The sequence below is a fragment of the Sandaracinaceae bacterium genome (genome assembly GCA_020633055.1).
Lineage (GTDB): Bacteria > Myxococcota_A > Polyangia > Polyangiales > Houyiibacteriaceae > JADJJE01.
Genome location: JACKEJ010000009.1, coordinates 510,426 through 533,816, shown reverse-complemented (window position 1 = coordinate 533,816; position 23,391 = coordinate 510,426). Strand labels below are relative to the sequence as shown.

General features: G+C 70.9%; 19 protein-coding genes. 8 read left to right on the top strand and 11 right to left on the bottom strand.

What is annotated here, in order from left to right; translation table 11 throughout:
- Nucleotide 1: 1 nt before the first annotated feature.
- The gene (locus H6726_22260) at nucleotides 2-571 is read right to left on the bottom strand and encodes a hypothetical protein (GenBank protein MCB9660384.1); all 570 of its coding nucleotides are present in this window, start codon (nucleotides 569-571) and stop codon (nucleotides 2-4) included.
- 72 nt (nucleotides 572-643) lie between these two features.
- Here H6726_22260 and H6726_22255 point away from each other — a divergent pair, with 72 nt between their 5' ends.
- A complete protein-coding gene (locus tag H6726_22255) occupies nucleotides 644-1,219 on the top strand; it encodes a hypothetical protein (GenBank protein ID MCB9660383.1) in 576 nt (191 codons plus the stop codon).
- Between the two features lie 40 nt (nucleotides 1,220-1,259).
- Here the strand turns inward: H6726_22255 and H6726_22250 are convergent, their stop codons facing one another.
- Entirely contained in the window at nucleotides 1,260-1,742 is a 483-nt protein-coding gene (locus H6726_22250) for a GatB/YqeY domain-containing protein (protein MCB9660382.1), read from the bottom strand.
- 178 nt (nucleotides 1,743-1,920) lie between these two features.
- Entirely contained in the window at nucleotides 1,921-3,192 is a 1,272-nt protein-coding gene (locus tag H6726_22245) for a hypothetical protein (GenBank protein ID MCB9660381.1), read from the bottom strand.
- A 47-nt stretch (nucleotides 3,193-3,239) separates the two neighbouring features.
- Between H6726_22245 and H6726_22240 the strand changes: the two genes are divergently transcribed.
- Nucleotides 3,240-5,207, top strand: coding sequence for an ABC-F family ATP-binding cassette domain-containing protein (locus H6726_22240; protein ID MCB9660380.1), 1,968 nt, complete (start codon nucleotides 3,240-3,242; stop codon nucleotides 5,205-5,207).
- Between the two features lie 5 nt (nucleotides 5,208-5,212).
- Nucleotides 5,213-5,935, top strand: coding sequence for a hypothetical protein (locus tag H6726_22235; GenBank protein ID MCB9660379.1), 723 nt, complete (start codon nucleotides 5,213-5,215; stop codon nucleotides 5,933-5,935).
- A gap of 15 nt (nucleotides 5,936-5,950) precedes the next feature.
- Here H6726_22235 and H6726_22230 read toward each other — a convergent pair whose 3' ends face one another.
- Complete coding sequence (locus tag H6726_22230) at nucleotides 5,951-6,967, bottom strand: polysaccharide deacetylase family protein (GenBank protein MCB9660378.1); 1,017 nt, start codon at nucleotides 6,965-6,967, stop codon at nucleotides 5,951-5,953.
- Nucleotides 6,968-7,167: 200 nt separating this feature from the next.
- On the opposite strand from H6726_22230, the gene H6726_22225 reads away from it, so the two are divergent.
- The gene (locus H6726_22225; GenBank protein ID MCB9660377.1) at nucleotides 7,168-8,340 is read left to right on the top strand and encodes an alpha/beta hydrolase family protein; all 1,173 of its coding nucleotides are present in this window, start codon (nucleotides 7,168-7,170) and stop codon (nucleotides 8,338-8,340) included.
- 60 nt (nucleotides 8,341-8,400) lie between these two features.
- Here the strand turns inward: H6726_22225 and H6726_22220 are convergent, their stop codons facing one another.
- Genes H6726_22220 through H6726_22205 form a run of 4 tightly spaced genes read right to left on the bottom strand, consistent with a single transcriptional unit; the run spans nucleotide 8,401 to nucleotide 13,405 of the window.
- Nucleotides 8,401-9,714, bottom strand: a complete 1,314-nt coding sequence (locus tag H6726_22220; protein MCB9660376.1) for an HTTM domain-containing protein — start codon at nucleotides 9,712-9,714, stop codon at nucleotides 8,401-8,403.
- A gap of 6 nt (nucleotides 9,715-9,720) precedes the next feature.
- Nucleotides 9,721-10,836: an imelysin family protein gene (locus H6726_22215; protein ID MCB9660375.1), complete on the bottom strand. Its 1,116-nt coding sequence runs from the start codon at nucleotides 10,834-10,836 to the stop codon at nucleotides 9,721-9,723.
- Nucleotides 10,833-12,221: a thiol oxidoreductase gene (locus tag H6726_22210; GenBank protein ID MCB9660374.1), complete on the bottom strand. Its 1,389-nt coding sequence runs from the start codon at nucleotides 12,219-12,221 to the stop codon at nucleotides 10,833-10,835. Before H6726_22210 ends, H6726_22215 begins: the two co-directional genes overlap by 4 nt.
- Nucleotides 12,222-12,226: 5 nt before the next feature.
- On the bottom strand, nucleotides 12,227-13,405 hold the full coding sequence (locus H6726_22205) for an iron-regulated protein (protein ID MCB9660373.1): 1,179 nt from the start codon (nucleotides 13,403-13,405) through the stop codon (nucleotides 12,227-12,229).
- A 149-nt stretch (nucleotides 13,406-13,554) separates the two neighbouring features.
- Between H6726_22205 and dapE the strand changes: the two genes are divergently transcribed.
- On the top strand, nucleotides 13,555-14,628 hold the full coding sequence (gene dapE, locus H6726_22200) for a succinyl-diaminopimelate desuccinylase (GenBank protein ID MCB9660372.1): 1,074 nt from the start codon (nucleotides 13,555-13,557) through the stop codon (nucleotides 14,626-14,628).
- 123 nt (nucleotides 14,629-14,751) lie between these two features.
- Here the strand turns inward: dapE and H6726_22195 are convergent, their stop codons facing one another.
- From H6726_22195 to H6726_22185, 3 genes are all read right to left on the bottom strand, one after another.
- Nucleotides 14,752-15,666 (bottom strand): serine/threonine protein kinase, encoded by a 915-nt coding sequence (locus H6726_22195; protein ID MCB9660371.1) that lies wholly within the window; start codon nucleotides 15,664-15,666, stop codon nucleotides 14,752-14,754.
- 147 nt (nucleotides 15,667-15,813) lie between these two features.
- Nucleotides 15,814-16,752 carry a hypothetical protein gene (locus H6726_22190; GenBank protein MCB9660370.1) on the bottom strand — a complete coding sequence of 313 codons (939 nt, stop codon included), beginning with the start codon at nucleotides 16,750-16,752 and terminating at the stop codon, nucleotides 15,814-15,816.
- Nucleotides 16,753-16,855: 103 nt separating this feature from the next.
- Entirely contained in the window at nucleotides 16,856-17,659 is an 804-nt protein-coding gene (locus H6726_22185) for an inositol monophosphatase (protein ID MCB9660369.1), read from the bottom strand.
- Between the two features lie 196 nt (nucleotides 17,660-17,855).
- Here H6726_22185 and H6726_22180 point away from each other — a divergent pair, with 196 nt between their 5' ends.
- The 3 genes from H6726_22180 to H6726_22170 are packed head-to-tail and all read left to right on the top strand — an operon-like array spanning nucleotide 17,856 to nucleotide 23,361.
- Nucleotides 17,856-18,989, top strand: coding sequence for an efflux RND transporter periplasmic adaptor subunit (locus H6726_22180; GenBank protein MCB9660368.1), 1,134 nt, complete (start codon nucleotides 17,856-17,858; stop codon nucleotides 18,987-18,989).
- Nucleotides 18,986-22,150, top strand: a complete 3,165-nt coding sequence (locus H6726_22175; protein MCB9660367.1) for an efflux RND transporter permease subunit — start codon at nucleotides 18,986-18,988, stop codon at nucleotides 22,148-22,150. The genes H6726_22180 and H6726_22175 overlap by 4 nt, the downstream gene beginning before the upstream one ends.
- Nucleotides 22,150-23,361: an MFS transporter gene (locus H6726_22170; GenBank protein ID MCB9660366.1), complete on the top strand. Its 1,212-nt coding sequence runs from the start codon at nucleotides 22,150-22,152 to the stop codon at nucleotides 23,359-23,361. The genes H6726_22175 and H6726_22170 overlap by 1 nt, the downstream gene beginning before the upstream one ends.
- Nucleotides 23,362-23,391: the final 30 nt, after the last annotated feature.

Here is a 23,391-nt window from a genome sequence, read left to right as displayed (position 1 = left end):
CTCAGCCGGGGAGGCGTCGCGCCAGCAGGATGCCGCCCAGCATGCCGTCGCCGCAGTACGCGTACGCAGGCCCCTCATCCGCGCTGGGGAAGCTCCAGGCCGCGCCCGTGCTGCCCAGCTGTCGCGTCTCGTCGCGGTAGCGGTGCGCCAGCGCCAGCCGGGCCGCTTCGTCGGCCTGCTCGGGGGCGCGCACGCTCACCAGCACCACGCCCACGCGGAGGTGTTCATCGACGGCAGGGGCGGCCTCGGCGGCGGCGCACATCGAGGCCTCGGCCTGCGCGGCCAGCTGCTCGGCGGAGCTCACCTCCAGCCGATGCACAGCCACGCTGTAGTCGTAGCCCTGCAGCTCGAACGATGCGCGCTGGTCGACCACCTCCGTGGGCTGCACCTCGCCGGCGCCCCACGCAAAGGCGCGCACGCGCGTCGCCGCCTCCGCGAAGCTGCGCTCGAACAGGGCGTCGTCCGCGAACACACCCGCGGCATCGTCGTGGTAGCGCGTCAGCCCCACGACCCACTCGTCGAGCAGGCGCGTGAAACCGGGGATCTCGGGCGAGCAGCGTAATCCGTGCATGGAATTCTCGCGCGGTTTGTAGCACGTTCACACTTGCAGGCCGCAGGGAAACAGCGTCTCATGGCCCCCGTCATGACCACCTTCACCGACCTGCTCCAGAGCGGAGCCTCGCTGGATCGCATCGGCAAGCACCTCGACGCGCTCTCCCAGGACGAACGCACCGCGCAGACCATGGCCCTGTCACGCGGTGACCAGAAGAAGCTGTTCGACCTCGCCGACCCCGTCATCACGCTGGACCACCTGGCCCCCGAAGGCGGCACGCTGCACCCGATCATCCACGAGGGCATGAACAACCAGCCCGCGTTCCGAAAGTTCCAAAAGCCGTGTACACGCGGCCTCGACGGTTCGGTCTTCGGGTACAACGAAGGCATCCTGCGTGACGTCATCGGGCCCGGCTACTTCGTGGCGCGCGAGACCGGCAAGGACCCACGCGGACACATCGTGGTGGACTACTTCATGTGCCCCGCGGGCGAGGTCCCCACGGGCTGGCCCGAGATCGTGCCCAACTCAGTCGGGCTGCAGCGCTTCGTGTTCCACCGCTGCCGCGACTACCTGCGCCGCGTGTCGCGCCACGTGTGCATCGGCAAGGCGTACAAGGACGAGCAGACCGTGATGGGCTACTTCGTCCTTGCACGTCAGGGCACCTGAGCTCGGTGCGCTGCGTCGACGAGGCGCGGCGCCCACGGGGTCAGCTGAGGATCTGCGCGAGCAGGCGCGACGCCTGCTTGCCGTCCAGCGTTCCCCGATGCCGCTCGAGCGCGGCCTTCATCAGCTGGCTCATCTGCTTCTTCTCGGTGAGCCCCAGCTCGGCGGAGAGAGCGCGCAACGCCTCGCGCGCCTCGTCGTCGTCCATGGGCTTGGGCAGGTAGACGCTCAGCACCTCGACCTCGGCCAGCTCCTTGGCCGCCAGCTCCGCACGCCCGCCGCGCTCGTACTCGGTGGCCGACTCGCGACGGGTCTTCACGGCGCGCAGGAGGATGGCCATCTCGTCCACGCTGGTCTGCGCGTCGTTGGGGTCGTCGACCTTCACCTGCTCGCGCAGCAGCTCGGCCTTGAGCATGCGGAGCGTGTCGCGCGCGACGTCGTTCTTGTCGCGCATGGCTTGCTTGAGGTCCTCTTGGATACGCAGCTCGAGCGCGCTCGGCTGCCGCGGGGTCGTGGCGTCGGTCATGGTCGCGTCACCCTACGGACCGGGGCGCGTACGTCAACGGGTTGGTGGGTGGGCGGTGTCACGCGCCGGGTGTCCCGGTCATATGTCCCGGTGTCACAGTGTCCCGAGTCCCGTGTCCCGGTTCCCGCGTCCCGGTTTCCGGTTCCCGGTTCCCGCGTCCCGTGTCCCGCCTTCGCCCTCAGCGTGGTCCCGACCGCAGCGCCCTCGCCAGCTCCTCCGCGCGGCCCCGGTCTCCCGCCTGCGGCTGGATCGTCAACAGCCCCACCTGCGCCCCGAGCGCGACCGCGGCGTGCAGCGCCTCCGCGTCTTCCTGCGTCTCCCACTCGAGGAAGCGGTCCGCCTCGCGGGACGTGTCGCTGCCCCAGTCCCCCACGGCCTCCAGCACCTCCGCGGCAGTGGGCACGGAAGCGCCCGGATCGAGTTCCACGGGGTGCACCTCGAGCCACAGCTGCACCTCGGCGTCGGCCGCCCAGAAGGTGCCGTTGCCGCGCCAGGCCACGCTCATGTCGCTGGGGAGTCGCAACCACGCCCCGCGCCGTGCCCGCAGCCAAAGCGGGCCTCGCCGTAAGCACAGCGCGTCGTCGGGGATGACCGCGTCCAGGTGTCTCGGTCGCTCGCGTAACCCGTCGAGCGCGTCCAACAGCGCGCGCCACGCGGGTCGCAGCGCCGTCAGTTCGGGGTCCTCGGGGGAGCTCTTGGTGAGCGCGTCCAGGTCGTCGCACAAGGACTCGATGCGCCCCAGCTCGAGCTCGTCCAGCGGAGCGCGCGGTGGGATCAGGTAACGCAACGAGTAGGCCGCGCGCCGCACCCGCATGCGATCGTGGAGCCCAGCCTCCCACCACAGCGCGTGGTCACGAGGTACGAGCACGTCAGTCGGGGACTCGCCCGCGTCGGTCGCGGGTGACCACGGCCCGCTCGGCAGCAGGTAGGGCGCATGGTGTTGCAGCCGGAGACCGTCCACGCAGACGTGACGCGCCGTGGCCGCCGGCTCGCCGTCGTCTCCGAAGGCGGGCGTCAGGCTCGCGCGCCAGTGTGCCTCACACGCCTCTTCGACCACCGCGAGGTCGCCCGAGGCCAGGTACGCATCGATCACGTCGTGGGCGGCGCGCAGCCCGGCCTGCTCGGCGGCCGCGACCAACGCGTCGGCCACGTGCGCGTGATATCCGGGCCCGAGCGACAGCGTGAACGCGGAGGCGCGCAGCATGCCGGGCAGGCTGCGAATCTCGACGGGCAGGGCCGCGGGGTGCAGCACCAGGTCCACGCCCTCGGGCGCAGCACGCACCTCCTCGAGCGTGTCGGCGCAGGGCCCGCTCATGTCGGTCAGGCCGCCCACGAAGCGGTCGAGCGCCTCGTCCTGCCCGAGCCCGTGCGTGAACACCAGCTCGAGGTTGGGGCGCGGGTCGCACGAGGAGCGCAGGCCTGGATGAGGGAGCGAAGCGGCAGGGGACATCGGCGGTGCCCGAGCATAGCCGGTCTCGGCGTGGTATGGCGCGGCCTATGCCGATCCTCGTCGCCACCGGCCTGTCCAAGGCCTACGGCCCTCGCGTCCTGCTCGACAACGTCGACCTCAGCGTCCACGCCGGAGAGCGCGTCGGTGTGGTGGGCATCAACGGGTCGGGGAAGAGCACGCTCTGCAAGATCCTGGCGGGCATCGAGAGCGCGGACGCGGGTGAGGTGATCCGCCGTCGTGACGCGACCATCGAGTACCTGGCGCAGGAGCCGGAGCTGCCCGCGGAGCGCACGGCACGCGAGGTGGTGCGCGACGGGCTGCGGGAATGGTCCGCCGCGTTCGAGGCGCACGCCGCCGCCAGTGAGGCGCTCGGGCACCCCGATGCAGACTTCGACGCGCTGCTCGAAGCGCAGGCCAAGGCTGGCGCCGAGGTGGAGCGCTTGGGCGGGTGGGACCGCGGTCACCTCGTCGACGCGATGCTGGGGCACCTGAAGGTGCTCGAGCCCGACGCGCCGGTCGGACGCATGAGCGGCGGCGAGCGGCGACGCGTGGCGCTGGCGCGGCTGCTGGTCTCACAGCCCAGCCTGGCCATCCTCGACGAGCCCACCAACCACCTCGACGTCGACACCATCGAGTGGCTGGAGCGCTACCTCTCCGAGAGCTACGGCGGCGCGCTGGTGCTCATCACCCACGACCGCTACGTGCTGGACCGGGACGTCACGCGCACCCTCGAGGTGGAGGGCGGCCAGGTGCACTCCTACGACGGCGCGTGGGAGGAGTACCTGATGGCCAAAGCCGAGCGGCAGGCGCACGAGGCGCGGGCCGAACGCAACCGCCAGAACTTCCTGCGCACCGAGCTCGAGTGGTTGCGGCGCAGCCCCAAGGCGCGCACCACCAAGAGCCAGTCACGCGTGGACCGCGCCGAGGCCGCGCGCGATCAGGCGGCGCCCACGCAGCAGCGCACGGCGGGCTTCACGCTCGAGACCACGCGCCTCGGCAAGACCATCGTCGACCTGCGCGACGTGAGCGTCACGCTCGGAGACCGGCCGCTCATCCGCGACCTGACCTTCATGCTCACCAGCGGCATGCGGCTCGGCGTGGTGGGGCCCAACGGCGCGGGCAAGTCCACGCTGCTCCGACTCCTGGTGGGAGAGCTCACGCCCGACCGGGGCGAGGTCATCATCGGCAAGAACACCGAGCTCGGCTACTTCGACCAGGGGCGTAGCGGCCTCGACGACACGGCCGACCTGATGGTCAACGTGGCCGGACACGACGACAAGGTGACGTTCCGCGGCGAGCGCATCGACGTGCGTACGTACCTCGCGCGCTTCCTGTTCGCGCCGGATCGCATGCGCCAGAAGGTGGTCGCGCTGTCCGGCGGCGAGCGGGCGCGCGTCGCGCTCGCCAAGCTGCTGCTCAAGCCGTCCAACGTGCTGCTGCTCGACGAGCCCACCAACGACCTCGACGTCGCCACGCTGAGCTCGCTGGAGCAGATGCTGATCGAGAGCGACGCGACGGCCATCGTGGTCAGCCACGACCGTTACTTCCTCGACCGCGTCGCCACCCACATCCTCGCGTTCGAGGGCGACGGCCGGCTGGTGGCCTACGCCGGCAACTACGAGCTGTACCGGACCCTGTCGGCAGCGGCGCAGGCCGAACGCGAGGCCGCCGAGAAGGCGCTCGGGAAGGCCGCCAGCAAGAACGCGCCAATGGACGCGAGCGCGCCGAAGGACGGCGCGGGGGTGGACGCTGGACGCGACGCCAAGAACGACCGGCCCGCCAAGCTCAGCCAGAAGGAGCGGCGCGAGCTCGACGGGATGCTGGAGGCCGTCGACGCCGCCGAGCAGGCGCTGGCCGCCCTGGACGCGCAGCTGGCCGACCCGAGCCTCTACGCAGAGCGACCGAACGAGGTGCGCACCATCACGGAGAAGCAGCAAGCCGCCAGCGCCAAGGTGGAGCAGCTGATGGCCCGTTGGGACGAGCTCGAGCAGCGGCGCGCCGCTGCGGAGGGGTGAGCGAGATGAGGGGATGGTGGTTCCGAAGGGTCGGTGTGGCGCCGAGCGCGCCTGCTGCGAGACGACCAGGCTCGGCGTGGCTCGCGTTCGTCGTCGCGCTTGCCACGCCATCGCTCACGAGCGCGCAGCCCACGCCCTATCCAGAGACACAGCCGTTCGTCAACGCGTCGGGCTCGACGCCAGGCCGACGTCCGGGCCAGGGGCTCGACCTGAGCGTCTCGTTGTTCGGTGGGGTGGCCTTCAGCGGACGCGAGGAGGTCGCGCTCGAGACGCCCGCCGTCGAGGCGTCGCTCGCACCCGCGTTCGTGATGGGCGCGCGCCTCGAGCTTTCGACCAGCCGCTACGTCGCGATCGGCGGCTTCTTCGACTACACGCGGATGAGTGTGTTGATCCTGCGCGACGCGCCCGAGGAAGACTTCGTCACGCGAACGGGGCTCCTCGGCTTCGGGTTGTTCGTGAAGCTTCGGGCACCGTTCGAGCTGGCCCGCCACGAAGCGAGCGTCTACGTCAGCCTTCCTTTCGGCATGGGGGTGCTACGACCGCCAGCCGCAGCCGCCAGCGACGCGGCCTTCGGTGTCGTGTTCGGCGCGCTGGCCGGTCTGCACCTGGCGGTCAGCGACCACCTGGGCGTGTTCGTGGAGGCTGGGCTGCGCGCCTCGCGCTTCAGCGACCAGTCGGCGTCGTTCCGCCAAGGCGCTGCGCTGGCAGGCGCGGCCTACGCGTTCTGAAGCTCGGCGCGCGGGTCACGGAGCCTGCCTGGCGAGCGCTCCGCGAGGTGCCGCACAGCGCCGCGCCGTCTCTGCACGCAGCACGGTCTGGCGCGCTGCGTACACGGCGGCGGGGTAGCCGTCCTGCTGGCTCTCGCGCTGGGCGCTGTCTCCCGGGCGCCGCGCCTCGAAGAACGGGGTGAGGTCCGGGGCGATGTCCCACAGCTCTTCGCTCGGCCCCCGCGCCAGCAGGGCGCAGTTGCGCGCGTTGACGGTCGCCACCAGCTGCGGGAAGGCGTTCACCACCCAGCTGTGCGTGTCGTGCAGCAGCACCACGCCGCCGCGCACGCGTGCGTGCCCTTCGCGCCGCGCGATGGCCGCGGCGAAGGCGTCCACCACCCCGCGTGTCGTGTTCTGTGTGGTGTCCGCCGCGGTGATGCCCCACATCACCTGGGTGTAGCCGCGCCGCGTCACCAAGCGGTCGCTGGCGTCGTCGTGGCGTCCGTAGGGGGGACGCACCAAGAACGGGCGACGCCCCAGGGTGCGCTGGAACACCTCCTCCCCCACGATGAACTGGCGCTCGAGCTGTGCGGCGTCGAGCCGGCTGAACGCGCTGTGGTCCAGTCCGTGGAAGCCCACAGTGTGACCGCGGCGCATCGTCTCACGCACCATGGCGACGTTGCGATCACGGCGGGCCCCACGGCCACCGAGCTGACGCGCCACCACGAAGAAGGTTCCGCGCACGCCCGCCGCGTCGAGGTGGTCCAGGAGGGGGCCGGTCGTCTCGGGGCGGGGCCCGTCGTCGAAGGTGAAGTGCAGCACGCGCTGCCGCAGGTGGCCGCGCACGGTGCGTCCACCCCCGAACGTCGGCGTCGTGGACGCGGGTGGCGGCGCTTCGGCAGCGGGCCGCTCCCCCACCTCGCTCGCGCCACGGACGTTGGCCGCGGTGGCGAGCACCAAGGCCGATGCGACCACGCCCGCCCGCACGGTCGATGCCACGTGACGGTAGCGAGACGAGGAGGCGTGCAGGGAGGACGTGCCGTGTGGAGTCATGTGCGCGCTCAACGCACGCGCTGTGCCGAGAGCGCGAAGAACCAAACCCGCGCGTTTTCTGCTCTGCCGTGGTCGGGCTCGTGGCACTCCGTGTCGACTAGAGGACATGAACGTGTCCGCTGCGCTACGCTGCCGACATGGACCCTTCGGTCGTCTCGCGCATCGCCCACGACTCCTACGCCGAGGAGAAGCCGCTCTTGGTGGACGGAGTCCCCTGGTGGGAGGCCCTCGACAAGGACTTCGCTCGTCAGCCGGAGCCCTTTCACCTCCAGTTCCGAGACAAGCTCCAGGTGGGCGCCTCCGCCGCGTTCGACGTGGGCCTACGCACCGCTGGCGCGTCCCTCATCAGCGGGCTCGCCGTCCCGATCGGGTATCACCCCCTCGAGCTGCGCCGCGCGGTGAAGGACCTCGACTTCTACGGCCCCATCGCGGAGAGCGGGGACGCCACGCGCTTCTTCAAGGCTCCGCCGAAGAACATCCGGGTGCGGACGTCGCAGGCCGACTGGTTCCCGCGCTTCTCGCCGGACGACGGCACGACCGAGGTGGTCCAGTTCGACAGCCCCTTCATGCCGGTCAACCCGCGGCTCCACAAGAGCTACCTGAAGCACGAGGCCAACCGCGTGGCCTACGCGCGCTACTGGCGCCACCACAATGGGCCACGGCCGACCATCATCGCCATCCACGGCTTCACCGCGGACTTCTACCTCATCAACGAGTGGTTCTTCGCGCTGCCCTGGTTCTACCGCATGGGCTGCGACGTGGTGCTCTTCACCCTGCCCTTCCACGGGCCGCGCCAGACCGAGCACTCGCCCTTCTCGGGGCACGGCTATTTCGCGGGTGGCACCTCGCGCATCAACGAGGCCGCCGCGCAGTCGGTCATGGACCTGCGCGTGCTGATCGACTGGCTGATGGAGAAGCGCGGCGCGCCCAAGGTGGGCGTCACGGGGCTGAGCCTGGGAGGCTTCACCACGTCGCTGCTGGCGACGGCCGAACCACGGCTCTCGTTCGCGATCCCCAACGTGCCCGTGGTCAGCCTGGCGGACCTCGTGCTCGAGTGGCAGCCCATTGGCCTCGCCATCCGCACGGCGCTCAAGGTGGTGGGGCGGCCGCTGACCGAGGCGCGCAAGATGGTCGCCGTGAGCTGCCCGCTGACCTATCAGCCTGCCATCCCCCGTGACCGGCTCATGATCGTCGGGGGCGTGGGGGACCGCCTCGCGCCCCCCAAGCATAGCCGGCTGCTGTGGGACCACTGGGACCGCTGCCGCATCCACTGGTTCCCGGGCAGCCACATCCTGCACATGGACCGCGGCGAGTACCTGCGGCAGATCGCGCGCTTCCTCCACAAGACGCAGTTCCTCCCCGAAGGCGCGTAACCATCTCTGCGGGTCACCTCGGAGACGCGTTCGGAGCCGTGCGCGCGACCGTGACCAACGTCAGCGCGCCGGCTCGACGAGCGGGAGGATGAAGCCCCGCCTGTCGAGCTCCGAGAGCGGCAGGGTCAGGTCCAGGTCGTCGCGCAGGATCCGCTGGGACGGCCGCCCGTTGAGGCTGACCCACGCGTCGGCGTAGACGGCCACGTCGCGCCCCTCGCGTCGATGCAGGTCCTGGAGGTGCAACGCGTAGTCGCGCATGAGGTCCGGCTGGGTGCGCAGCTGCGCGTGCTGGAGCTCGCTCAGCTCGTGGCTGGGCATGACGCGCCAGACGCGCCCGCTCCCGCGCTCCACCACGCGAAAGTCCACCAGGCCCGTCTTCTCGTTGAGGAGCACGCGCCAGGCGAAGCGGTAGCCCCGCTCGGTCCAGTTCACGTCGGTCCAGCTGGGGTGGTCCCCGTAGAGCAGAAAGCGCGCGGGGAACAGCACCATGGTCCCGACGGTTGCACACCAGAGCACGGTCGCGCCTCGGCCGAGCCCACGTGGGGTGGGCGGCTCGGGACGCTGGTCCGGCCCACGCAGCCGGCTTCGGACCTGCGTCGGCCACTCGGGATCCAGGAAGAGCGTCGCGCTGGCCATCATGATCAAGGGGAACACGCCAATGGGAAACAGCAGCCCAACGGCCACGTGAAAGCCCGCGACGAGCAGCAGCCCCACCCCGCGCGTGCGCCGCCACAGCAGCAGCGCGGGGATGAGCAGGTCGTACAGCGCGCCCGCCCAGCTCATGCCGTAGGCCGTGATGGAGCTGGCCAGCAGCGGGCCCAACACAGGCACGTCGGCCCGCGCGCCGAGCCAGGTGCGGAGGGGTTGCGCGGCCAGCAGCCAGTCGGCGTTGAGCTTGGCGAGCCCGGCCCACAGGTAGACCGTGGCCACCTGCGCGCGCAGCAGGTAGAGCGCCCAGGCCGGCACGTGGGAGGGGCGATCTGAGCGGGGTCCGTGCACGGGCGCGACGAACAGCCACAGGCCGAGCAGCGAGAAGAGCACGTAGTGGTTGAGGTACAGCGCCTTGTCGAGCAGCTCGACGTAGCCGAACGACACGAGCCACACGGCGAGCGCTGGGCGCGACCAGACGCCCAGGGCCACTGCCAACCCGGCCGCTGCCTGCACCGCGAAGACCGCGTAGAGCACGGCCTCGGGCGCGGGAGAGACCCCCTCGACGAACGCGAAGTGGAAGCGGGGCGCCACGAGCAGCTCGTGCACCCACCCGAGCGCCACGAAGCGCACGGCGGCCAACGCCGCGAGCAGCCCGAAGAGCACACGAAACGCACGCAGGCTGGCCGCAGGGACGGGCGCACCCAGGACGGCACGCAAGCCCATGGGCGGTCAGTCCCCGTCGTTGTCGTTGAACGTGACGGTCACGCCCAGCGCCTGCGCCACGTCGGTCTGGAGCGCCACCTGCAGCAACCGCAGGGCCTCTTGGGCCGCTGCGATGCTCGCGCGGTCGTCCGTCAGCGAGGGCTCGAGCGGCTCTGGCACGGAAGCGAGCGCCGCGTCGGCCGCGACGAAGAGCTGGGACACGCGCTCCACCAAGGCGGGCTTGCGCTCCAGCAGCGCCGCGACGCCCGGTTGGGTCTCGTCCCCACCGTGCCAGGCGCGCGCGACCCCCGCGAGCGCGTCCCGCGCGTCACGCAGCGAGCGCCCGCTGTAGCGAGACTCGAGGTTCTCGGGCATGGGCACCCCGCCCGACGTGTCCCCCACGGGGACACCCAGCTTCATGGAGCGGATGTTCTCGACGGTGAACGCCATGCGGTTGACCCACTCGTCCAGCACGTCCTGAACCGTGTCCCACATGTCCGCGCTGTCCGTCGTGGGGTCGCTCAGGCGGGCCTGCCACAGCTGCAGCCACGCGTCGCGCAGCGCACCCGCGTTGGCCTGCACGTCCGCTGTCACGCCCACCAGCACCTCGCAGCGCCGCGCGTCGGCCGCGAGCCACGTGAGCGTGTCGTCCCCCTGCGCGTAGAGCAGGTACTCCACCACGGGCAGGCCCCGCTTGTACGCCCCCTTGAGCGCGAAGTCGGCCAGCGTCAGGCCCTCGTCACTGGTGAGCAGCTCGGTGATGGCCGTGAGGCTCGCGGGCCACGAGTCCAGCTTGGGCCCGAAGCGCTCGGGGAACTCGACCACGGGCCCGAATTTCACCACCTCGGCTTCCTTCCAGGGCGTGCGCGCGTCCCACCAGGCGGTGCGCGCCGCCTGCAGCGTGTCGTCGGAAGGGTCTGCGCAGAGGGCCTCGACCTCGCTGAGCAGCGTCCCCGAGCGTACCTCGAGCTCGGTGTAGCTCCCCACGGCGACGTCACGCGCGAGGGCCGTGATGACCTCGGGGCGGCGATCGGGCGCTGAGGTGTCACCGCACGACCCCGCCCACAGCGCGAGCGCGGCGACGAGCGTGACGAGGGACACCGCCCGGAGGCGGGGGACGCCTTTGTCGCGTGTGTGACTCATAGGTCCTCGATGAAGGCGATCAGCGCGTCGCGCTCGTCCGCTGCCAGCTGCGTGAACGCCTCGCGCGCCGCCTCGGCCTCGCCGCCATGCCACAGGATGGCCTCTTCCAGCGACCGCGCGCGGCCGTCGTGCAGGAAGCGCGTGTGACCGCCGACACCGCGCACCAGCCCGAGCCCCCACAGCGGCGGGGTCTTCCACTCGCGACCCGAGGCGAGCGCGACGGGCACGTCGTCCGCCAGCGCGTCCCCCATGTCGTGCAGGAGCAGGTCGGTGTACGGCCAGATGCGCTGGTCCGAGAGCTCCGGCAGCGCGCCCATGCCCGTGGTGTGCGAGGGCACGTGGCAGCCGTCGCAACCGAGGCGCGCGAACAAGCGCTGACCGAAGCGCACCGTCGGGTCGTCCGCCGCGCGACGTGCGGGCACGGCCAGGGTGCGCGAGTAGAGCACCACTTGGTCGAACACCAGGTCGCTCACCTCGGGCTCGCCGCCGTTCGCGGCGGAGACGCACTCGGGCTCACCGACCGTGCAGTCGTCGCTCGTGACCACGCGCGTGGTGAGCCCCATGTCGCCCGCGAACGCGCCCGCGACCTGACGCTCCACGGTGGGCGCATCGCCCTTCCAGCCGAAGCGCCCCGGCTGCATGCCCGTCGCCGTCGCCAGCCACTGCACGCGACCCGAGATGCCGTCCCCGTCGAGGTCGTCGGGGTCCTCCAGCTCCTCGAGGCGCGCGACTGGCAGCGCCTCCAGCAGCCCGAGGCCGATCATGTGCGGCGCGATGCGCGGCGACACACGCAGCCCCGCGCCGAATGCGCCGTATCCGCCCGGGCCCACCTGGTAGATGGGCCTCTCGAGGGTGTAGCCCGTGCCGTCGGCGTACGTGCCGCTCACCGTCTCGAACGTGATGGACGCGAGCGCCTCCACGGGCACGCCCGGGAGCGCCTGGTCCTGGAGCTGTCCGCCGTACACCGGATCGGGCACCCGCGTGCCGTCTGGCCCATCGACCGAGAGGCGCAGCAAGAGCCCCACGAACGGCCCTTGTCCGTCCACAGGGGGCTCGGCCTTGCCGTCGCGGAAGTGACAGCCCGAGCACGAGCGCGCGTTGAAGAGCGGGCCGAGGCCGTCGCGCGCCGTGGTGCTGGCAGGCGCCTCGACCCACGCCTGGTTGAAGAAGCTGTTGCCGCTGAAGAACGCTTGGTCGTGCTCGGCCGTCAGGTTGCGCGCAGGCAACGAGAACGCGTTGGGGCCGAGCAGCAGCGTGTTGGTGGTGGCACCACCCGGGTACCACTCGCTAGGGTCGAGCCGCCCGCCGTCGTCGCCGCACGCGGTGAGCAGCAGCAACACGCACGCGAAGCGGAGGCGTCGCGGCAACTCGGACAGGCGGGTCATGGGGCTCACTCCGGAACGGGCACGCTCAACTGGAACGTCTCGAAGACCTCGGATAGCAGGCGCTCCTGCTCCCGCAAGCTCTGGATGAGCGCCACCACGCGGGCGTTGCCGGGCGCGCCAGGCACGATCTCCTGGTCGAAGGGCGGCATCAGGGCCTCGGCCAGGCTGAGGCTCATGGCGATGCGCGTGTCGAGCTCGGCGGCGAGCTCCGCGTCCACTGCCGCGACGATGTCGCGCACGCCCGTGCCACTGACGGTCGTGCCGTTCACGCGCGTGTACCGGCCGTGCCAGACGTTCGAGACGCCGCGCACGTCCTGCACCATGTCGCGGTGCGTGTTGTCCGAGAAGCACGAGTGCTCGTCCTCTTGGTCGCCGCTGTCGATGGCCGGCTGGAGGCGCTCGCCGCCGGTCTCGAAGCCCGAGAGGATGATCATCCCGGTCAGGATGTTGGCGAAGGAGCCCTCGGGGTCACCCTCGAACGCGACGCGGTACGAGGCCGTGGGCGCCCACGCGTCACGGACCTGCCTCAGGTGCAGCACCAGCAGGTCTCCGACGACAGTCAGGTACTGCGCGCGGCGCGCCTGGTTGGTGGCCGCACTGCCGACCAGGTAGTCGTCGGACGAGCGGTCGCCGGGCCCCGTGGTGCTCTGGTCCTGGCCCCACAGGAGGAACTCGATGGCGTGGTACCCGGTGGCGATGTTCTTCTCGCCGCCCTCTTCGTTGAGGCTGGTGAGCGTCGGCGCGTCGATGGTCTCGGTGCCGTTGATGATGCCCGCCGTGGGGTCTCCCTCGACGTAGTCGATGTAGTTCTCGTCCAGTGGCCACGCGTTGATGAGCCCCTCGGGGCCATCCTCGGCGTTGTCGATGGGGCCGTCGTAGAAGCGGAAGACCTCGCTCTGCAGGTAGGGCTCGCGGCTGGCCAGCCAGGCCTCACGCGCGGCCTCGAGGGTCAGCGGCGTGGGCGCCGCCACGAACGCGGTGAGCGCGGTGTCGAGCAGCTGCGCCTCGGCGACCGTGTCCGCGTAGGTGGCCTCGACGATCTGGGCGTAGGTCGCGACGGCGTCGGGGGTCTCTTCCGGCCAGACGAACGAGCCTCCGCCATCGCTGCAGCCAGGCTGGGCGAGGGTGGCAGCAGTGGAGACGGAGACGAGGGCCGCGAGGGCCGAGAGGTGGGTGCGGGTCATGCGCGCGGGCTCCAGGGGTCGGCTGAACTGAAAGTGAACATGGAAGTCATTTTCATTAACGAGCCGAGGGTGTGTCACACCTGGCGCTCCTTGGCAAGCTCGGCGGAGCCCCCTGCGCGCGGGCGCCTGCGCTGCTACGGTGCCCGGCCATGTCCCTCGACACCGCCCTGCGAGACACCCTGCTCGACCTCTGCCGCATCGAGAGCGTGATCGGCAACGAAGAGGCCCTCTGCGATCACGTCGAGGCCCGGTTGCTGAAGACGCTCCCGCGCGAGGCCGTCACGCGCTTCCATCACAGCCTGATCGTGCGCGCCAACACCCGGCCCGGCTGCCCGAAGGTGGCGTTGGTGGGGCACCTGGACACCGTCGACACCGTGCACGAGGGTCCGCCGCGCGTGGAGGGCGACCGCATCTACGGCTGTGGTTCGGCCGACATGAAGTCGGGGCTGGCCATCATGCTCGAGGCCGTCGAGCGGCTGCCGCTCGACACGCTGCCCTACGAGCTGACGCTGATCTTCTACGAGCGCGAGGAGGGGCCGTTCGCGGACAACCGCCTCGGACCCATCCTCGAGACGTACACCGAGCTGCACGCCCTCGACCTCGCCATCTGCCTCGAGCCGAGCGACAACGAAGTGCAGCTGGGCTGCCTGGGCTCGGTGCACGCGACCTTGACGTTCCGCGGGCGGACGGCCCACAGCGCGCGCCCCTGGCAGGGCGAAAACGCGTTCTACAAAGCCGCTCCGGTGTTGGCGGAGCTGGGCGCGCGCGAGCCGCGCGTGGTGGACATCGACGGGCACGGGTTTCGCGAGGTCATCACGCCCACGCTGATGAGCGGCGGGCGCGGGCGCAACGTGGTGCCCGACGAGCTCACCGTGAACGTGAACTTCCGCTTCGCGCCGGGCCGCACCCCCGAGGACGCCGTGCGCGAGCTGCGCGAGCTGGTCGCCGACCGCTGTGAGGTCACGCCGACCGACCTGTCTCCCAGCGGTCGCCCGCACGCCACCAACGCGTTGGTGAAGCACTTGGGCACATGCGGCGTTGCGGCCGTGAAGACCAAGCAGGCGTGGACCGACGTGGCGCGCTTCGACGCCATCGGCGTGCCGGGCGTGAACTTCGGCCCGGGCAACTCGGCCGAGGCGCACCAGAAGAACGAGTCCACCTCGTGGCGCCTGATGGTGGAGGGCTACGCGATGTTCGAGCGCTTCCTCACCACCGCCGCCTGACCGCAGCGACCCCGCTTTCGCGGAGCGCTTCCTCACCGCGCTGGCGTGACGACACGCGACCGCCGCGTCCTCACCGGGGTGACGTGGCACACGCGATTCCCGCGTCCACGGGGCCGCTCGACGTCAGGCCGCGACCGACTCTTGGAGGGTGATCTTGCCCTCCTGCGTGCCCACGCCGACCTGCAGCGCGTTCGCGAGCCTACGCTCGGCGGCGATACGATCGATCACCAGCGGTGTGAGCGCCCGGGCGAGCGCGCGCGCGCTGGGGAAGCGGGCGCGCGGGTCGCGCTGCAGCAGCTTGGCGACCACCTCGTCCATCGCACCCCCGGCGTGATGCGCCCGCAGGGAGACACGCGGCGCGTCCTCCTTGATGATGCGGCGCAGCAGCTGCGTCACGTCCGAGGCGCGGAAGGGGACCTCCCCACTCAGCAGCTCGAACAACGTCACGCCCAGCCCGAAGAGGTCGGCGCCCGCGTTCACGTCGGGGTTGCCGCACGCCTGCTCGGGGGAGACGTAGGTGGGCGTGCCGTACACGCGCCCGCGCTCACGCTCGCGCTCTTCACGCGGAGCCGTGGCCGAGGCGCACACCCCGAAGTCCAGCAGCGCGACCTCCAGCTCACCGTAGCGGCTGCGGTCGAGCACGATGTGCTCGGGCTTGATGTCCCGGTGCACGTAGCCGGCCTGATGCACGGCGTGCAGGATGGACGCGACGCGCATGGCGATGACCGCCGTCTCGCTCACCGGAAGGGGACCGAGGCGCCGCTGCAGGCGCGACAGGCTCTCGCCGTAGAGCCGCTTCAACACGAGGAACGGCGAGCCATCCGACAAGAGACCGTGGTCCAAAACCGGGACGATACCCGGATGAAAGACCGTCTGAGCGACCTCCGCTTCTCGCTTGAGTCGCGCAATGAGATCCGCGTTGTGCGCGAATTTCGGGCGCAGGGTCTTCACCACCAGCATGGCCCCGTCGCGCTCGCGCACAGCCTCGAAGACGATGCCCGTGCCGCCCACCCCAATGCAGCTGCCAACCCGGTACATCCCGGAAAGTAGCGCGCCTCTTAGCTCGGTTCGCTCCATCGACATCGCCGGTACCATCGGCGACACGGATCGGAGGGGTCAAAAAAGTGGCGACGAATGGTCTCATCCGCGAGTCCACGACGCGGGCACGCCCCCGAGAACGCGTCGTCAGCGGTCGCGCCGCTCGCGGATGCGCGAGGGGGTCAGCACGCCCCGCTGCGCGCGCAGCTGCGCCTCGATCACGACGGGCCCCGCACCTCCATCGGCGATCACGATCAGCTCGTCACTGTGCGCCTCCCACGCCTCGTGGAAGCCGGGCCACGAACGCAGCCCCTGGCACTCGATGCGCGACTCACCGAGCTCGCGCGTCAGGTCCGCAATGAGCGGCTGCGGCAGGCCCGCGAGCTCGGGCAGGCTCAGCAACGTCGGGCAGCGTCCTTGCTGCAACAGCCCGTCGCTGAGGTGCCCCACCAGAGCGAACAGCTCGGGGGCCGCGGCCGCGTCGAAGCGTCCGCCGCTGGGACGTGTACCCAGCTTGGCCTCGGCGGCGCGCAGGCGTCCGTCCGGGAAGGCAACCATCACTGTGCGAACGTGCTGCGTGCGGCCCGCGCTCGCGCCGAGCGCCACCACGACCATGCGCACCGTGGGGCTCGCGCCGAGCGCCGCGACGCTGGGAACCGCGCTCGCGTGAGGCGCCCCGAAGCGCGGGTCACCGTACTCGCCGCGCGCCGCGGTCAACACGCTCTGGCCGAGCGCGAGGAGATAGTCCGTGGCCGCGCGCTCGACGTCGCCCGCGCTCGTCGCGGCCGCCGTCGCAGGGGGTGTGCCGGACGCTGCGGGCGTGGTCGCGGCAGGGGAGACCAGGGGCGGTGTGGTCGGTGCGGCCGACTGGGAGGCCGTGTTGCGGCGGCTCACGTACACCATCCCCACCATCACCCCGACGATGACCAGCAGCATCAGGCAGCCACAGCCGGCGAGCACACCGAGCATGACCTTGTTGTTGGCCACCCCACCCGAGCCAGGCGGCGGACGCTGAGGAATCCCCGCACCGTCGGGGGCGCTCGGACCTGGACCAAGAGGGGCTGACGGAGGCTGGGGCGCGTTCACCCCGAGAGCGTAGGCGAAGACGATGGAGAAGGCGACGCGCACGCGCCGCTGTCTCGGACGGGCCCAGCGGACGCCGCACTCCGCCGCGCCGCGCCTCCGCTCCTCATCGTCCGCTGCGCGCCTCCATCAGCACGGCCACCAGCGCGTCGTGGACGCGCCCGTTGCTCGCGACCACCCGCCCCTGGCGTACGTCCGCTGGCCCGCCGTCGTAGTCGCTCAGCCTGCCCCCCGCCGCCTCCACCAGCGCCGCCCCCGCGGCCATGTCCCACACGGCCAGGCCCTGCTCCCAGTACGCGTCGTAGGTGCCGTCCGCCACCAACGCGAGGTCGAGCGCGGCCGAGCCGCACCGCCGGATGCCCCGCACTCGCTTCAGCACGGCGCCGAACTCGCGCAGGTTGTCGTCGTCGGCCTCGCGCCGGTCGTAGGGGAAGCCCGTGGCACACAGCGCCTCGTTCAGCGTCGCGCGCGCAGAGACGCCCACGGCGATCCCATTGCGGCTCACCCCATGACCGCGCCCCCCCACCCACGTCACGCCCAGCGCCGGTGCGTGGATCACGCCCGCCAGCGACACGCCGTCGTCGTCGTAGAGCCCGATGCTGACGCAGAAGAACGGGTGGCCATGGGCGAAGTTCGTGGTTCCGTCGATGGGGTCCACGTACCACACGGCGCCCGAGCCGGGGTCCCCGCTGGTCCCGCTCTCCTCGCCGACGATGCGGTAAGGGAGCGCAGCGCTCAGGGCTTCGCGCAGCCGAGCCTCGGCGCCCACGTCGTACGCGGTGACCAAATCGATGGGACCCTTCAGCTGCACCTCGGTCGCGGCACGAAAGCCCTCGAGCAGGTAGGGGCTCACCGCGGTCGCCGCGGCGGCGGCGACGCTCATGGCGCGGGAGATGTCGTCGTGGTCCATGACCCGACTCCTAGCACTCGCAGCACCTGTCGTCCGGGCCACGCGGCGTGCTACGTGTCCTCCACGGTCAATCAATCGGCGCCCGCTGCGGCGTGCACTCGGCGATTGTTGCATTAGTCTTCCTCCGGTCGCAGGCTTCACCACCATGTGTGCTTCTCGCCCCCCCGTCGCACCCTTGACCACCCACCGCACGCGCATGACCCAAAGAGGCTGCGCGCTGCTGTGCGTGCTGTGGGCGGCGGGCTGCGAGCCCGAGGTGCCCGAGGCCGAGACCCCACCGCCTCCTCCAGTGCATGTGCGCGCCGTCGAGAGCGTCCTCGAGACCCCCACTACGGCGGGCACCGCCGAGATCCGCGGCCAACGCACCGCGACGTTGCGCGCCGAGGCGCCGGGGCGCGTGATCGCCGTCACGGCGGAGCGCGGGCAGCGCGTCGCTCCAGGCGACGTCCTGGTGCGCCTGGACACAGGGCGCACGGCCGCCGCGGTGAGCGCCGCGAACGCAGGCATCGAGCAGGCGGAGGCCAACCTGGCGCAGATGACCCGCGAGCGTGACTTGGCCGAGCGCCTGGCTGCGCAGGGCGGGCTGGCCGCGCAACAGCTCGACCGCGCTCGTGACGCCGTGCGGCTGGCGGAGGCGGCCGTTGCCCAGGCCCAGGCCCAGCACCGGCTCACGCGGCGCGGGCTGACCGAAGCCGTGCTTCGCGCTCCTTTCGCGGGCACCATCGTCGAGCGCGTGGTCGAGGAGGGCGAGTTCGTCGCCCCGGGCGCGCCCATGCTCATGCTGGTAGACACGGAGCACTTGGAAGCCCGCGTGCTGCTGGACCCCCGTGAAGCGCTCGATGTCCAGCCCGGCGCGGAGGCCCGCGTGACCGTGTTCGCGCGCGGGGGCGAGGTGTTCCAGGGGCGCGTCCTGCGCACGTCCGAGGTGATCGACTCGCGCACGCGTCGCTTGCCGGTGGACGTCGAGGTGCTCGACCCCGAAGGGCGCCTGCGCCCCGGGCTGATGGCGCGCGTGGACGTCACCACGGGTCCTGCGGTGCCCGCGCTAGCGGTCCCAGCCGGGGCGGTGTTCGAGCGCTTCGGGCGAGATCACGTCTACGTCGTGAGCGACGGAACGGCTCAGCGGCGCCCTGTGGTCGTCGCGGCGCGCGCGCGGGGTCAAGCGGTGTTGGAGTCCGGGGTGACCGCGGGAGACCAGGTCATCGTGGCGGGCCTCGAGCGTGTGGTCCCCGACGGGGCGGTCAACGTGGTGCCCGCGGAGCAAGCGAGCGCCCAGAGCACCACGGCGCGCAGCCCACACGAGGGCGACGTGGAGCCCGGCGCCCCGTGAGCATCCCGAGCTTCTCGGTCCGCCAGCCGGTGCTGGTCAACTTGGTCGCCATCTTCAGCCTCGTGCTGGGCTACATGGTGCTGCGCGACATGACGCGCGAGTCCATCCCCGCCGTGCCCACCGGCTGGTGCCAGATCATCACGCTCGTTCCAGGTGCGTCGGCCGAGGAGGTGGAGCAGCTGGTGACGGTCCCGCTCGAGTCCGCCGCGGGTGACGTCGACAACATCGAGCAGATGTTCAGCACCTCGCGCGAAGGTCTCTCTTCCATCTTCATCCAGTTCGAGCCTTCGGTCGAAGACGTCGGGCGCGCGGTGATCGAGGTCAGCAACCAGACCAGCCGCGTGGTGCTGCCTGACATCGCGGAGGAGCCGCTCATCCGCGAGTTCAAGGTCACCGTGCCCACGCTCGCGTTGGCCATCCGTGGCGCGGTGCCCGAGCGCGTGCTGCGCGAGGTGGCCCTCGACCTGGTGCGGGACCTGCGCGAGATCGACGGCATCGCCGAGGTCGGCGAGTTCGGCGTGCGCGAGCGCGAGGTGCGCGTGGAGGTGGACCCCGATCGCACGTCCGCGCTCGGGGTGCCCATCACCGCGGTGGCCGACGCGCTCGAGACGCGCGCCTTCAACATCCCGGCGGGGACGATCGAGAGTCCGACGGACACGCGCCTGGTGCGCGGCATGACCCGCGTCGTGCGCGCCGACGACATCGCCAACGTGGTGGTGCGCCCGGACCCCCTGGGCGGCGCCGTCCACGTGGGTGACCTGGCCGACGTGATCGAGGGCTTTGCGGACCCACGCATCAGCGGGCGCGTGAACGGCGAGCCCGCCACCGTCCTGATGCTGCGCAAAGATGCCGTGTCGGACAGCCTCGCCATCAGCCGCGACGTGCGCGCGTGGATCGCCGAGGTCACTCCGTCCCTCCCCACGGGCGTCTCCATCCAGATCTTCGGCGACGCGGCGCCCGAGGTGGCGCGCTCGCTCGACACCCTCTATGGCAACGCCGCCACCGGCTTGCTGCTGGTGATCGGGCTGCTGTGGTTCTTCGTGGGCGGACGCAACGCCACCATGGCCGCGCTGGGCGTGCCGGTCGCGCTCGCAGGCGCGGTGATCGGCATGCAGCTGATGGGCATCACCATCAACGTCATCTCCCTGTTGGCGCTGATCCTGTGCCTGGGCGTGGTCGTGGACGACGCCATCATCATCATCGAGAACATCTACCGACACATGGAGGAGGGCATGCCGCGCCGTGAGGCGGCGGTGCGCGGCACGATGGAGGTCTTCTGGCCTGTCGTCGCGTCCACCGCAACGACGTGCGCCGCGTTCCTGCCGCTGCTGCTGATGACCGGCGTGTTGGGCGAATTCTTCTCGATCATCCCCAAGGTCGTGATCGTCTCGCTGCTCGCGTCGCTGGTGGAGGCCATGCTGGTCTTGCCCAGCCACATGGCCGACTTCGCGCGCATCCCCCTCAAGCGCAAGGCCGAAGACGAAGCGGCGGCGACCCGCCCCGAGACTCGCTGGGAGCGCCTGGGGCGGCGGACGAACACGCTATACCGCGCTGGGCTCGAAGGCGCGCTGCGTTTCCGCTGGCCAGTCATCCTGGCGTCCTATGCGCTGACCGTCGGGCTCGTCGTGCTGGCCGCCAAGACCAAGGACGTGGTGCTCTTCACCGATGGAGACGTCGACATGTTCGACGTGCGCCTGGAGCTGCCCACCTCGGCGACACGCGAGCAGACCGACGCCGTCGTGCACGAGGTGGAGCGACGTCTGCTGGCGATGAACAGCCCCGACATCGAGGCTACCGTGGCGGTGAGGGGCATCACGCGCAACGCCATGGGCGTGGTCAACGGGGACAACGTCGGCATGGTGACGGCCTACATGAAGCCCGCCGAGCAGCGCACCGGCCCCCAAGCAGGACGTGAGCTGTTGTCGCGTGCCAACCGCTTGTTCGACGACCTCGTGGGTCCGTCGAACATGGAGATCGTCGAACACCGGCCAGGGCCTCCGCGCGGCGCGCCGGTCGCCGTGCGCGTCTTCGGCGAAGACCTCGACCAGCTGGTGGAGCTCAACGACGCAGTACAAGGTGAGCTGCAGCAGGTCCACGGCATCACCACCATGCAGGACAACTGGGAGCTGGGCCGCCCCGAGCTGCAGGTGGTCGTCGACGAGGAGCGGGCCGCCTTGCACATGCTCACGGCGCCCATGGTCACAGGCTGGCTCGCGCGGGCGTTCGGCACCACGTCCGTCGCGACCGCGCGTGAGGGCCGGGACGAAGTGAAGATCTACGTGCGCATCGCGGAGTCGGTGCGCCAGGACCCGTCGCGCCTCGAGGGGCTCGAGGTGCCCACGCCTACGGGTGCGCTAGTCGCCCTACGTGAGCTCGCGGACGTGCGTGAAGCCCGCGGCCCCCAGCTCATCCAGCGCCACGATCAGCAACGCATGGTGGCCACATACGCCCAGATCGACGAGGCGGCGACCACCTCGCAGGAGGTGAATCGTCAGCTGCAAGCGCGCCTCGCGCCGCTGATGGCGGCAAACCCGGACGTTCAGATCGAGTACGGCGGTCAGTACGAGGAGACTTCGGAGAGCCTCGACTCGCTCATGAAGTCGTTCGTCGTCGCGATCCTGCTCATCTACACGATCCTCGCCACGATCTTCCGCAGCTTCGGGCAGCCCTTGATCGTCATGGCGGCCATCCCCCTCTCGTTCATCGGTGTGACCGTCGGCTTCTTCGCCACCAACTCTCCCATCGGCATGATCTCGCTCATCGGGGTGGTCGGGCTCGCGGGCATCGTCGTGAACGACTCGTTGGTGCTGGTGGACTTCATCAACGAACGCCGGCGCGACGGCCTGCCCCTGCACGAGGCGGTGGTGACCGCGGCGATGCTGCGCCTGCGGCCCATCTTCCTGACCACCATCACCACGGTGGCGGGTCTGTTCCCGCTCGCGATGAGCGGCGCAGCGTCGCCCCTGCTCTCGCCCATGGCGAACGCCATCTGCTGGGGCCTGTCGTTCGCCACCATCCTCACGCTGGTCTTGATCCCTTGCCTGTACTACGCGTTCGACGACCTGGCCCGCATCGGCTCGCGCATCGGTGGACCGTTCGCGCGGTGGTTCACGGACCCGGGCGGGGCCATCGACGAGGAGCGCGAGCAGCCGCAGGCGTGATGCGCTTCTACGTCGAGAACGCGCGCTGGTTGGCCGGCGCGTTCCTCTGCATGCTGGCCTCGAGCTTTGGGCAGACGTTCTTCATCTCGCTCTCCAGCGGCGAGCTACGCGCGGCGCTCACGCTAGACCACGGGGAGTTCGGCTGGCTCTACGCGGGCGCGACGCTGACGAGCGCGCTCGCGCTGCCACATGCGGGGAAGCGCATCGACGACGTGCCACTGTCGCGCTACGCGACCGCGGTCCTGCTGGGCCTCTCGGCGTCGATGGCGCTGCTGGCCTCCGCACGCAACGTCTTCGTCCTCTTCGTCGCGCTGCTGGGGCTGCGTCTGACGGGCCAGGGGCTGCTGGGACACACCGCCATGACCGCGGTCGGGCGTTGGTTCACGGTCGAGCGCGGCCGCGCCGCATCCACCGCGGCGCTCGGCATCCAGGTCGGCGAGGGCCTGCTGCCGTTCTCGTTCGTCGCGCTGAGCGCGGCTGTGGGGTGGCGCAACACGTGGTGGCTCGCCTCCCTCGCGTCCGCGCTCTTGGTGCTCCCGGTCGTCCGCTGGCTGCTGGACACGCCGCGCGTCCCCCCTGCCGTCGCGCTCTGCCACGCGTCACTCTCGCGCGGATGGACGCGGGCCGAGGTGCTGCGCGACCCCATGTTCTACGCGTTGACGCTGGGCGTGTTGGCGGGGCCGGTGATCGGCACCACGATCTTCTTCCATCAGGTGCACCTCACCGAAGTGAGGGGCTGGCCCCTCGGTCACTTCGCCGCGGGGACCCCGCTGCTCGCCGTCGCTGCGATGGCGAGCACGTTGCTCGCGGGCCTTCTGATCGACCGCGTCGGCGCCGTCTGGCTGGTGCCCGCCACCAACGCCTGCCTGGCGCTGGCGGTCCTCGCGCTGGGTTCCATCGACGCCCCCGAGGTCATCCCGGTGTTCATGGTCTGCGTCGGAGCGTCCTTCGGCATGGGCGCCGCCATCTCCGGCACCCTCTGGCCGGAGCTCTACGGGACCACCCATCTCGGCGCGATACGTTCGGCTGTGACGGCGCTGATGGTCGTGTCGACGGCGGTCGGTCCGGGGGTGAGCGGGATGCTCATCGACCGGGGGGTGGCGCTGCCGCGCATGATCACGGTGTTGGGCCTCTACGCCCTCGCCTTGGTGCCCGGCATGGCGGGGACCGCAGCATGGGCTGCAGGTCGGGCACGTCGTGCGTCACACTGATGGCAGAACGCCACGCGCATGTCACTCTCC